This window comes from Flavobacterium sp. (assembly GCF_028689845.1).
Taxonomy (GTDB): domain Bacteria; phylum Bacteroidota; class Bacteroidia; order Flavobacteriales; family Flavobacteriaceae; genus Flavobacterium.
The window spans coordinates 90,646-103,503 of the sequence record NZ_JAQVCH010000004.1; the positions used below are offsets into that span (position 1 = coordinate 90,646).

The window sequence follows — 12,858 nt, forward strand, 5'->3', positions numbered from 1 at the left end:
TTAAATTTTTAAGGTTAGATGAATAATAATAAAACTATCAACACAATAAGTGCTCTTGTTTTAGCTGTATTTGCTCTGCTTACATTGTTTTTAAGCAGTTCAATACTCTTTGATTTATTTGGAATGAGAGCCAAAGAAGGAAGCTATGTTTGGTTTATCGTTTGGGCTAATTTTATAAGTAGTATTCTTTATTTAATTACAAGTTTTGGGTTGCTTAAATATAAGTTATGGTCAATACAGCCAATACAATTTTCATTTATTATATTACTCGTTGCTTTTTTTAGCCTTTATATTCATGTTGAAAATGGAGGAAATTTTGAAATTAAAACGATTTATGCTTTGGGGTTTAGAATAATTCTAACCTTATTGTTTTACTTATTTATTAAATTTAATTCAGAAACATGGGAAAAGTATGCTTCTTAAGTTTGATTTTATGGTTTGCACCGATGATAAAAACACCGACGAATTCTTATTCTTTAACTATAAAAGTCAACGATTTAAAAAACTCTAACGGTGCTGTTGTCATCGCATTATATAATAAAGACGGCTCAATTCCGGATGAAAAATTTGAACACTTTTACAAAAAAGAGCTTTTGTATATTGTAGAAAATAAAGCAACATTTACCTTTGATAAGTTGCCTTCTGGTTTTTATGCGATAACCATTTTGCATGATGAAAATAGTAATGGTAAAATTGATAAGAAAATGATGTTACCATTGCCCAAAGAAGGAGTTGGATTTTCTAATTATGATGATTTTGGCTTAAACAATCGTCCAAATTTTAAAAAAGCAGGTTTTAACTTAAACAAAAACACAACTATAGCAGTTAAAGTAATTTATAAATAAAAATGCGGATTTTAATAATCATTTGGTTACTGTTTTTTAATAATATATTCCAGTTAGTGGGACAGGAAGCAGACTCTCTTTTGCCCAAACTATCATTATTAAAAATAGCATTAATAAACCAAAGCGATAGTTATGTTACCTTTCCAATTGATGTTGGAAATATCGAACCATTACTTTTTGAAGCCAATATAAGTCCTTCATTTGTCATAAGAAAACGAAAAGACTCTAAAATGTTAGCTTTATTAACACCTCAAATTATTATTAGGATGTATGATGAAGATTCTTATCCTGTAAAAACACCCAGTTATATTCCTCAATTATCAATATACTATCTTTTAAATAAAAAAACAGAATTAGATTATTCCGTTTTATTCGGAAGATTAGCCCATCATTCAAATGGACAAGATGGTGAGTTTTATGATGAAAATGGTTCAATAAATTTAGAAACAGGAAATTTTTCCACGAATTTTATAGAATTTGGTTTTCTCCAAACGGGATATAGCAATGACTTAAAAGCAATTAAAACCATAAAAAACGCTATTGAAATTCATCCAAAATATTGGATGTTTAAAGAATTACCCGGAATTTATAGCGGTTTAAGATGGAATAGTTCTTTTACCTCATTTAAGTTTCCCATTAACAAAGCAAGAAATCAAGAGCGTGCAAAATTTTCACTCAAAGCAGAAACTACAGTGATGCTTGATAATTATAATGACTTGAAATTTTTTGATTTAGATCGTATAAATGCAAAGTTAACATTCTATTATCATCCAAGTTTTTTGGAAGATATCGGATTGTTTATTCAATTTTATCACGGGATGGATTATTATAATATTTATTTTAATCATCAAATAGCTGTAATTCGTTTTGGAATGATGACTGAAATTTTACGTTTTTAAAAACATTAGCTATGAAAGAAAATCAACTATTTATTAAAAAAGCATCACTAGAGATAGAACCTTTTTCTATTCAAAAATTAGAGTATTCACTCCAATCATGCGGTGCGTCAAAAAACGAAATTGAAACCATTTTAATTAAAATTCAGCCCTTTATATATGACGGAATATCAACGAATGAAATCTATAAAAGAGCTCATGCTTTACTGAAAAAACAGAACAGAATATCTGCATCTCGATACAGTTTAAAACGTGCACTATTTGATTTAGGTCCAACTGGCTATCCTTTTGAGAGGCTTGTTGCTGCCTTATTAAAAGAAAAGGGTTTTAAAACCAGTGTTAATGTTATTCTAAATGGTGAATGTGTGACCCATGAAATTGATGTTTTAGCTGAAAAAGAAGGCTTTGTTTATGCAATTGAATGCAAATTTCATTCTGATGGCAGAGCTACAAGCAACGTAAGAATTCCACTCTATATTAATTCGAGATTTTTAGATATTCAAAAACAATGGAATACAAATCCAAACAATGAAACACATTTAAAACAAGGTTGGTTAGTAACCAATACCAGATTTACAGAAGATGCTGTAAATTATGGAAAATGTGTTGGCTTAACGATGTTAAGCTGGGATTATCCAAAAAATAATGGTTTAAAAGCTAACATTGATACCTTGGCACTCTATCCGGTTACTACGTTAACAACGCTATCAAAAAAAGAAATGCACCAGCTCATTGAAAACGATGTTATCTTGGTTAAAGAATTGATTCATGCTTCTGATAAATTGAAAAACATTGGATTATCAGAGATAAGAATTAAACATGTTTTAAAAGAAGTAAAAGATTTGTGCCGGAATAGTTCAGCCTACTAAAAAAAAACGAGCAATCAGGCTAAAACACACTGCGATTTTGTCAATTAATCCGAAGTGATTTTTAACTAAATAATTTTTTTTTGGAGTTATAAAAAAACAAATTCGTTGTGTAACAAATGTTGCTGTACACAGTAATTTAATAGTCTAATTTTGAATAACTAAACCAATAAAAATGTCAAAAATAGTCATATTAGGTGCAGGAATCTCAGGTCACACTGCGGCTGCACATTTAAGAAGAAAACTAGGAAAGGAGCATGAAGTGCTTGTGGTTTCTCCAAACCGTAATTACCAATGGGTTCCTTCCAATATTTGGGTAGGAATTGGCAGAATGAAATCCAAACAATTAATATTTCCATTAGAACCTTTATACAAAAGAAAAGGAATTGGTTATAAACAAGCCAAAGTCGTTTCTTTTCATCCCGAAGGAAACAAATCTGAAGAAAAACCATTTGTTACTGTTGAGTATGTTTATGGCATAAATCAAGGGATGAAAGAAAACGTGACCTATGATTATTTAATTAATGCTACCGGTCCAAAATTAGCTTTTGAATTGACCGAAGGATTAGTTCCAGGAACAAATAAAGCGTATTCGGTTTGTACGTATGATCATGCTGAACACGCTTGGGCTGGATTAAAAGAACTGATTAGTAAGTTAAAAACTTCCGATAAAAAAGCAAAAATTCTTATTGGCACAGGTCATGCAAAAGCCACTTGTCAAGGTGCTGCCTTTGAATATATTTTAAATGTAGAAAAAGAATTGGTAAATCATGGCGTAAGAGACAAAGCAGAAATTACTTGGATTTCAAATGAGTACCATTTAGGTGATTTTGGTATGGATGGCATGTTATTAGATTATAATGGTTTCAACATGAAATCGAAAGACATGATTGAAATGATTTTTGAAGACCGAGGCATCAAATGGATTTTAGGTGCTGGTGTGAACAAAGTAGAAGACGGAATTGCACATTATGAAAATTTAGAAGGTGAATATAAATCGCAAGAATTTGATTTTGCGATGCTAATTCCAGCTTTTTCAGGACATGGTTTTAAAGGATTTGATAAAAATGATACCGATATTACAGATAAATTATTCAAAGGTTTTATGATTGTGGATGCTGATTATACGCCAAAACCTTATGAGGAATGGACGGTTCAGGATTGGCCTGAAACCTATCAAAATCCATCCTACAAAAATATTTTTGCTCCTGGAATTGCTTTTGCACCACCTCATTCCATTTCAAAACCAAGAAAAAGCAAAAACGGAACGGATATAACTCCAGCTCCACCACGAACAGGAATGCCGTCAGGAATTACGGCAAGGTTAGTAGCTGAAAATATTATCGATTCTATCAAATTAGGAAAAGAATCGCTACATCACAAAGGCTCGATGGGAAATATGGGTGCAGCATGTATTGCATCTGCAGGATACGGAATGACAAAGGGTAGTGGTGTAAGTATTACCACTTTTCCAATTGTTCCCGATTATAAAAAATATGCCGATACTGGAGGAAGAGACATAAACAAAACCTTTGGAGATATTGGTTTAGCCGGACACTGGGTCAAATTAGCCTTGCATTATGCTTTCATCTATAAAGCAAAAATGAAACCTTTTTGGTGGTTAATTCCTGAATAAAATTCAGGGATAAACTTAAAAAAGGTTAATTCCTGAATAAACTTTAGAAAAAAGAAAAAGAAAAAAGATGATAGATGAATAGTTAATAGATTTAGAATAATTATCTATTTTAACCCACAACCCACAACCCACAACCTAAAACCTATAAAAATGACACAAAGAATATCAAAAGCACAGCGTTCTAAAATGCAAAATCTATTTATACAGTTTTTTAAATTTTTCTATTTAAATATTAGAATTATTAAAATTGTAGCTGGAGGTCATGGAGGAACAAGATCGTAAATCATTTTAATTGAATGATTGTTTTTTAGATTATTGGTTAGTCTGAGAGGTTGTTTATGAAAGTAAGCAACCTCTTTTAATTTTATTACACAACAGTGTAACTCTTGTTACTGTCTACGCTATTTTCTTACTGTATTTTTGCTCAAAATAAGTGAATAACCATGAAGAATAAATTACTACTAACTTTTATTGGAGTGTTTGCCATAGCTTATAATGCTAAAGGGCAAGATACTATTCCGCTTTCTAAAAAAGTCATTTTAGAAAGAGTCAACGAAAATAATTTGCAAATTAAAATTGCAGAAAAAAATGCAGCTTCAGCAAAAGCAGATTATAATCAATCCAATTCGTTGTTTTTGCCAAGTATTTCGGCTTCACACACCGCTATTTCTACTTCTAATCCATTAATGGCTTTTGGGTCAAAATTAAACCAAGAAGTATTAACGGCAGCCGATTTTAATCCAGCTTTATTAAACAATCCTAATCAAACGCAAAATTATGCTACTAAAATTGATGTTTTGCAACCTATTATTAATGTAGATGGTTTTTATGGAAGACAAGCTGCAAAATCAAAATTTGAAGCATTTCAATTGCAAACCGAACGCACAAAAGAATATTTACAATTGGAAGTAAATAAAGCATTTATGCAATTACAATTGGCTTATAAAGCAGTAGAAGTTTTAGCAAAAGCCAATGCAACTGCTCAAGCAAATCTTAAATTAGTAGAGAATTATGCTAAAGAGGGAATGCTTCAAAAAACCGATTTACTTTCGGTACAAGTTCGGGTCAATGAAGTTAAAAATCAATGGCAATATGCTAAATCAAATGTGCAAAATGCCTCAGATTATTTAGCCTTTTTATTGAATGAAGACAATTCCGACAAGGTTTATAAACCGATTGAAGATATTTCAAAAACAATTGACATCAATGATTTTGATTCGAAATTAATCTCAAACAGAAAAGATATTTTGGCCATGGATAAATCGGTAGAAGCCTATGAAAAAATGGCACAAATGAACAAAATGAGTTTCTTGCCACGACTAAATGCTTTTGGAAGTTATGAGATGTTTGATACGCAAATTTTTCAAACGGGAGCGAAAGGGTATACTATTGGAGCTCAATTAGCGTGGGATGTTTTTGACGGATACAAATCTATTGGAAAACTACAAAAAGCGAAAGCAGATTTAGATAAAGCTCAAACAGAAAGCGAGCAATATAAAGCACAAAGTCAATTGGAATTAAACAAAACCAATCGTCAATTAAAAGATGCCGAAAACAGAGTTTCACTCTCAAAATTAGCATTAGAACAATCACAAGAAGCGTATCGAATTAGAGAAAATCGTTTCAAAGAAGGTTTAGAAAAAACCACCGATTTATTAAATTCAGAAACCCTACAATTCCAAAAAGAGTTAGAATATTTACAAGCAGTTTTTGACTATAATTTCACACAAAAATATTTAGAATTTTTAACCCAATAAGAAGAAAGAAAGAAACAAGAAGAAAGAGAAAAGACAGCATTTTTTAAGAATTCTCAAATTTCTCAAATCTGTATTTCATAAAAGAATCAATATCAATGACAATTTCAAAAATCAATTTCAATTTTAAAAATAGTATAATGAAGAATATATTTTATAAAACATCAATTATAGCTTTTCTTTTTGCTTTGTTAACTTCTTGTGGTGGCGAAAAGAAAAACGAAATCGCAACGGAAACTCCAATAGCTGTAAAAGTGAGCGGAACAACCGAAAACAGTAACAGCCCTTACGTTACCGCAAGTGGAAAAATAGAATCACAAAATAGTGCTACTGTAAGTACTCGAATGATGGGCTATGTAACCAAAGTACATGTTAAAATGGGACAAAAAGTTACTGCAGGTCAATTATTAGTTAGTATTAATAATTCTGATTTACAAGCTAAAAAAGCACAAGTTGATGCTTCTATTTTACAAGCAACAGCCGGTTATACTAATGCTAAAAAAGATTATGAACGTTTCAAAACATTATTTTCACAACAAAGTGCTTCTCAAAAAGAATTAGACGACATGACCTCGCGTTATGAAATGGCAAAAGCGGGTTTAGAAGGTGCAAAACAAATGCGTAACGAAGTAATGGCTCAATTTTCGTATGCCAACATTACAGCACCATTTTCAGGAGAAGTTACTACTACTTTCGTAAAAGAAGGTGACATGGCAAATCCAGGTATGCCTTTAGTAGGTGTAGAAGGAAACGGATTAATGCAAGTAATGGCAATGGTTTCTGAAGGTGATATTACTTCTATCAAAAACGGAATGCCTGTTACGGTTTTAGTAAAATCATCTAACCAACAAATAGAAGGAAAAGTGAGTGAAATAAGTGGTTCAGCTGCAAATACTGGCGGACAATATTTGGTGAAAATCAATTTAGAAAATACAGATAAAACTATTCTTTCTGGAATGTTTGTCAATGTGAAATTCCCAATTGAAAAACCAAAAACAACAACAGAAACTAAATCTTCTAATAAAATAGTTGTTCCAACTTCTGCACTCGTTAAGAATGGTCAGTTAACTGGAATCTATACGATAAGTTCAGAAAAAACAGCTTTATTACGCTGGTTAAGAGTTGGAAAAAACTTTGGCGATCAAGTTGAGGTTTTATCAGGATTAGCAGCAGACGAACAATACATCGTTTCCGCAGAGGGAAAATTATACAACGGAGTTAAAGTATCAATTAAATAATGAGGTAATTTGAAAATTTGGAAATGATGTTTTCTGTTGTCATTTTCAAATTTCCAAATCATTACATTTTCAAATTATAAAATTATGCAAGAAGGTATATCAGGTAAAATAGCCAATCTTTTCATTAACTCTAAGTTAACCATTTTATTAATGGCAGCCTTAATGATTATTGGTGTCTATAGTTCGTTTCTAATTCCAAGGGAAGAAGAACCACAAATTAATGTTCCAATGGCCGACATCATGGTGGGTTATCCTGGAGCAAATCCTACAGAGGTAGAAAGCAGAGTAATCAAGCCTTTAGAAAAGATTATCTCAAATATAAAAGGTGTTCAACACGTACACAGTATGGCGATGAATGGTCAAGCGATGATTATTGTCCAGTTCTATGTTGGCGAAGATACCGAACGCTCGTATGTGAAATTGTACGATGAGTTAATGAAAAATCAAAATATGTTTCCACAAGGAGTTTATCCGCCTATGGTAAAAACGCGTTCTATTGACGATGTACCGATGTTGGGATTAACGCTTTGGAGTGAAAAATATGATGATTTTCAATTGCGTCAAATTGCCGAAGAAGTTACTTCTGAAATTAAAAAAGTAAAAGATGTTTCGATTACCAAAGTAATTGGAGGAAGAAACCGTGAATTAAAAGTCATTTTAGATAAAGATAAAATGGCCGAAAATGGGGTTGATGCTTTAGGTATTATGCAAATGATACAAGCTAATAACAGCAGTTCACAATCAGGAAGTATTGTTAATAACGATAAAGAATTTTTAATTACAACAGGCAAATTTCTAGAAACGTCAGAAGATGTTGAGAACTTGGTAATTGGCGTAAATGCAAATATGCCTGTCTATTTAAAAAATGTGGCAACCATTCAAGACGGACCCTCTTCGCCAAAAAGTTATGTAGCTTTTGGCTATGGAAAAGCGAATGAAAAATTTAAAGAAAGTAAGTCAGAATATCCAGCGGTAACGATTTCAGTTTCTAAAGTAAAAGGAGCTGATGCTATGAAAATTGCGGATAAAATTCTAGCACAAGTTGAAACCCTTAAGAAAAACACCATTCCAACAGATGTTCATGTTGATGTAACGCGGAATTATGGAGAAACAGCTTCTCACAAAGTAGGTGAGTTGTTACTGCATTTAGGAGTTGCCATTTTGGCCGTAACTATTTTAGTGATGCTAGCCATGGGTTGGCGAGGTGGTTTAGTAGTATTCTTTTCGGTACCATTAACCTTTGCATTGACCTTGTTTAGTTATTATTTATTAGGATATACATTAAACCGAATTACCCTTTTTGCCCTAGTATTTGTGGTTGGTATTGTAGTGGATGATAGTATCATTATTGCCGAAAACATGCACCGACATTTCAAAATGAAACGATTGCCCTTTAAACAAGCTGCTATTTATGCTATTAATGAAGTAGGAAATCCAACCATTTTAGCAACGTTCACCGTAATTGCAGCTATTTTGCCAATGGCTTTCGTGTCAGGAATGATGGGGCCTTATATGAGTCCGATGCCAATTGGTGCCTCTATTGCCATGTTATTGTCCTTGTTTGTAGCGTTAACGGTTACTCCTTATTTAGGATATCATTTATTGCAAGAAAAAGACGAGCAAGGTCATAAAGAAGAACAAGGGTTAGAGACTTCTATGATTTTTAAAATCTATAAAAAGATAGAACAACCTTTTTTAGATAGTTCTAAAAAACGTAACCTCATGTTTTTAATTACGGGCATTTTATTAATTGGTTCGATGTTGATGTTCTTTACCAAATCAGTAACCGTAAAAATGTTGCCATTTGATAACAAAAACGAATTCCAAGTAGTAATTGATATGCCGGAAGGAACTACTTTAGAAAGAACAGCAATGGTTACACAAGAAATTGCACAATACCTAACCACTGTTCCAGAAGTTGTAGATTATCAAAATTATATTGGAGCTTCTGCACCTATTACGTTTAACGGATTAGTGCGTCATTACGATTTACGTGGTGGTAGTAACATGGCTGATATTCAAGTCAATTTATTACATAAAGAAGACAGAAAATTACAAAGTCACGATATAGCAAAATTAGTACGTCCAACAATTCAAAAAATTGCGAAAAAATATGGAGCTAATGTAAAAATTGTTGAAGTTCCACCTGGTCCACCAGTACTTTCAACCTTGGTTGCAGAAGTTTATGGACCAAATTACGAAGACCAAATAAAAGTCGCTAGTCAAGTAAAATCTATTTTAGAAAACACAGCTGATGTAGTTGATACGGATTGGATGGTGGAAGATAATCAAATAGAATATCGTTTAGAAGTAGACAAAGAGAAAGCGATGTTAAACGGAATTGCTCCACAACAAATAGTTGGTAATTTGACGTACTTATTGCGTGAAATGCCTGTTTCTAATTTATATGATGAAAATTCAAATGACAATGTCAACATCGTATTATCATTAGATGATAAAGACAAAACAACTTTACAAGATATTCAAAATTTAAAAATCAAAGGTAGTCGAGGTAACGTTGTTCCAGTTAGTGATTTGGTTAAAGTGAAAGAACAAACACTTCAAAAAACCATCTATAGAAAAGACCAAAAAAGGGTAGTTTATATTTTAGCAGACATGGCTGGAGGTTTAGAAAGTCCTGTTTATGCTATTTTAGGAATGAATGAAAAATTACAAAAAATCGAACTTCCAAAAGGGTATAAAATCAATGAATTATACATGGAACAACCATCTGATGAAAGTGATTTTACTGTAAAATGGGATGGAGAATGGCAAATTACGTTAGAAGTTTTCCGTGATTTGGGTGCAGCCTTTTTAATCGTAATTGTAATTATTTACATGTTGATTGTCGGTTGGTTCCAAAACTTCAAAACACCATTGGTTATGATGGTTGCCATTCCGTTATCGTTAGTCGGAATTGTATTAGGTCACTGGGCTTTAGGAGCGTTTTTTACAGCAACTTCTTTTATTGGAATGATTGCTTTAGCAGGAGTCATGGTGCGGAACTCGGTCTTACTAATTGATTTTATCGAAATTCGATTAAACGACGGAGCACCCATAAAACAAGCTATTATTGAAGCGGGTGCAGTAAGAACGACACCAATTTTATTAACTACTGGAGCGGTTGTTATTGGAGCATCAATCATTTTATTTGACCCAATTTTCCAAGGATTAGCCATCTCGTTAGTAGCAGGAGCAATTGTTTCAACAGTATTAACCTTATTAGTGGTGCCCTTAATTTACTACATCGTAGAACGTAAAAAATGGGAGAAATAATTTAGTTTAAAGTTTAAGGTTTCAAGTTCAAAACCTTAAACTTTAAACCTTAAACTAATAAAAACAAATTAAAAATGAAACTACTTATAATCACCGCAATAAAAGAGTTTGAAAAAGAAATCAAACAACAATTAAAAAACGCAAAAGTTAGTACGTTTTCGTATCGAGATGTGATTGGATATCGAGATAGTACAGAAGATGCTATAGAATCGAATTGGTTTTCTAGCGAAATGAACAAAACAGATTCTATCTTATTTTATGCTTTTGTACAAGAAGAACATGTTGAGGCTTTGTTTGAAAATATTAATGAATTTAATGTGCAACAAAAAACACTATCAAACATACATTTGGCAGTAGTAAACATAGAAAAATCAAATCAAAAATAGAAAAAATGGTAAATAAATTAATCAAAAGAATAGCAGGAATATTTATAATAATAACTGTTTTATTAGGAATGTATGTCAATCAAAATTGGTTGTGGTTTACGTTATTTGTAGGAGCAAATTTAGTGCAATCTACCTTTACAAATTGGTGTTTATTGGGAGATATTCTTCGAAAAGTATTTAAAGTAAAAGACTAATTTTTCTGATAAATATCATTTCAGCGTACTAGTTTTATGACTACCTTCGGAGAAGAAAAAATGTAAAACTATGTACTCAGATATCGAAATTGCTCAATCTGCCAAAATAAAGCACATCAAAGAAATTGCTGCTAAACTTGCTATTCCAGAAGATGATTTGGAATATTATGGCAAATTCAAAGCAAAATTACCATTGTCTTTAATCGACAGCAAAAAACTAAAAACAGCGAAATTAATTTTAGTCACTGCAGTCACGCCAACTCCAGCCGGTGAAGGAAAAACAACGGTTTCTGTTGGATTGACAGACGGAATGAATGCCATTGGAAAAAAGACTATTGCTGTGCTACGCGAACCTTCGCTTGGTCCTGTTTTTGGTATGAAAGGCGGAGCAGCCGGCGGAGGCTATTCGCAAGTGATTCCGATGGAAGATATTAATCTGCATTTTACGGGCGATTTTTCTGCCATCGAAAAAGCAAATAATTTATTGGCAGCCTTAATTGATAATAATTTACAAAGCAAAACACATAATTTAAATATTGATCCTCGAACCATTGTTTGGAAGCGAGTGATGGACATGAACGACCGTGCCCTTCGAAATATCATTATTGGTTTGGGTGGTTCTGCAAACGGAATCCCAAGACAAGATGGTTTTAATATTACACCAGCCTCAGAAATCATGGCAATTTTATGCATGGCCGATGATTTAAAAGATTTAAAAGAACGTTTAGGCAATATATATATCGGAGCTACTTTTACTGGTGAACCCGTTTTTGCCCATGATTTAAAAGCGACCGATGCGTTAACCGTTTTACTAAAAGACGCCATAAAACCAAATTTGGTACAAACCCTCGAAGGAAATCCTGCCATTCTTCATGGCGGTCCTTTTGCGAGTATTGCACAAGGAACCAACTCTATTATTGCAACCCGAATGGGTTTGTCTTTAGGAGATTATGTGGTTACAGAAGCTGGATTTGGTGCCGATTTAGGTGCCGAAAAATTCTTTGACATTAAATGTGCGGTTTCTGGATTAGAACCTGATGCCGTTGTGCTAGTAGTAACGATTCGTGCTTTACGTCATCATGGTGGAGCCTTAAAAGCTGAATACGGAACTCCTTCCGTAGAGAAAGTAAAAGCAGGTTTGCCTAATCTTGCCAAGCACATTGAAAATATGAAAGTTTTTGGTCTCAATCCGCTGATTGCAATTAATTTTTTTCCAGGTGATGCTGAGGAAGAAATTGAATTGGTGAAAAATTTATGCGATTGCTATGGTACAAAAGCAATTGTTGGTAAAGGTTTTACAGAAGGTGGAGCTGGAATGGTTGATTTGGCTAACGAATTGGTCAAACATATCGAAAAGTATCCAGCTGCATTCCAACCTTTATATCGTTTTGAAGAAACACCCGAAGAAAAAATTATAGCCATTGCCACTAAAATATATGGAGCTGCTGGAGTTGAATTTTCTGCGAAAGCAAAATCCCAATTAAAGCAAATCAACGATTTTGGTTTTGCTAATTATCCGATTTGTATTGCAAAAACACCAAAAAGTTTTTCTGACGACGAATCTAAACGCGGTCGACCAGAAGGTTTTGTAATTACGGTACGCGAATTTGAAATTGCTTCGGGAGCTGGTTTTATTATTCCAATTTTAGGCGAAACGATGCGAATGCCTGGTTTGCCAGCCGTTCCTAATGCCGAAAATATTAAAATTGACCACAACGGCGTTGTTTCTGGATTAAGTTGATTTAAAAGAAATAAAACTACATTTTT

General features: G+C 32.9%; 12 protein-coding genes. All 12 read left to right on the forward strand.

The window, feature by feature from the left end:
* The first annotated feature begins 18 nt into the window (after positions 1-18).
* The 12 genes from PHR76_RS03050 (at position 19) to PHR76_RS03105 (ending at position 12,832) form a co-directional block, all read left to right on the forward strand.
* Positions 19-423 carry a hypothetical protein gene (locus PHR76_RS03050; protein WP_300058437.1) on the forward strand — a complete coding sequence of 135 codons (405 nt, stop codon included), beginning with the start codon at positions 19-21 and terminating at the stop codon, positions 421-423.
* A complete protein-coding gene (locus PHR76_RS03055) occupies positions 402-845 on the forward strand; it encodes a DUF2141 domain-containing protein (protein ID WP_300058438.1) in 444 nt (147 codons plus the stop codon). The genes PHR76_RS03050 and PHR76_RS03055 overlap by 22 nt, the downstream gene beginning before the upstream one ends.
* A gap of 2 nt (positions 846-847) precedes the next feature.
* Complete coding sequence (locus PHR76_RS03060) at positions 848-1,744, forward strand: hypothetical protein (protein WP_300058439.1); 897 nt, start codon at positions 848-850, stop codon at positions 1,742-1,744.
* An 11-nt stretch (positions 1,745-1,755) separates the two neighbouring features.
* Positions 1,756-2,610: a restriction endonuclease gene (locus tag PHR76_RS03065; RefSeq protein WP_300058440.1), complete on the forward strand. Its 855-nt coding sequence runs from the start codon at positions 1,756-1,758 to the stop codon at positions 2,608-2,610.
* A gap of 172 nt (positions 2,611-2,782) precedes the next feature.
* Positions 2,783-4,243 (forward strand): FAD/NAD(P)-binding oxidoreductase, encoded by a 1,461-nt coding sequence (locus tag PHR76_RS03070; RefSeq protein ID WP_300058441.1) that lies wholly within the window; start codon positions 2,783-2,785, stop codon positions 4,241-4,243.
* 150 nt (positions 4,244-4,393) lie between these two features.
* Positions 4,394-4,525: a hypothetical protein gene (locus tag PHR76_RS03075; protein ID WP_300058443.1), complete on the forward strand. Its 132-nt coding sequence runs from the start codon at positions 4,394-4,396 to the stop codon at positions 4,523-4,525.
* Positions 4,526-4,686: 161 nt separating this feature from the next.
* Entirely contained in the window at positions 4,687-6,000 is a 1,314-nt protein-coding gene (locus PHR76_RS03080; protein WP_300058444.1) for a TolC family protein, read from the forward strand.
* Between the two features lie 137 nt (positions 6,001-6,137).
* Positions 6,138-7,235, forward strand: a complete 1,098-nt coding sequence (locus PHR76_RS03085) for an efflux RND transporter periplasmic adaptor subunit (RefSeq protein ID WP_300058446.1) — start codon at positions 6,138-6,140, stop codon at positions 7,233-7,235.
* An 84-nt stretch (positions 7,236-7,319) separates the two neighbouring features.
* Positions 7,320-10,511, forward strand: a complete 3,192-nt coding sequence (locus tag PHR76_RS03090; RefSeq protein WP_300058448.1) for an efflux RND transporter permease subunit — start codon at positions 7,320-7,322, stop codon at positions 10,509-10,511.
* 74 nt (positions 10,512-10,585) lie between these two features.
* Entirely contained in the window at positions 10,586-10,897 is a 312-nt protein-coding gene (locus PHR76_RS03095; RefSeq protein ID WP_300058450.1) for a hypothetical protein, read from the forward strand.
* A gap of 5 nt (positions 10,898-10,902) precedes the next feature.
* The gene (locus PHR76_RS03100; protein WP_300058453.1) at positions 10,903-11,091 is read left to right on the forward strand and encodes a DUF2892 domain-containing protein; all 189 of its coding nucleotides are present in this window, start codon (positions 10,903-10,905) and stop codon (positions 11,089-11,091) included.
* A gap of 70 nt (positions 11,092-11,161) precedes the next feature.
* The gene (locus tag PHR76_RS03105) at positions 11,162-12,832 is read left to right on the forward strand and encodes a formate--tetrahydrofolate ligase (protein ID WP_300058456.1); all 1,671 of its coding nucleotides are present in this window, start codon (positions 11,162-11,164) and stop codon (positions 12,830-12,832) included.
* Positions 12,833-12,858: the final 26 nt, after the last annotated feature.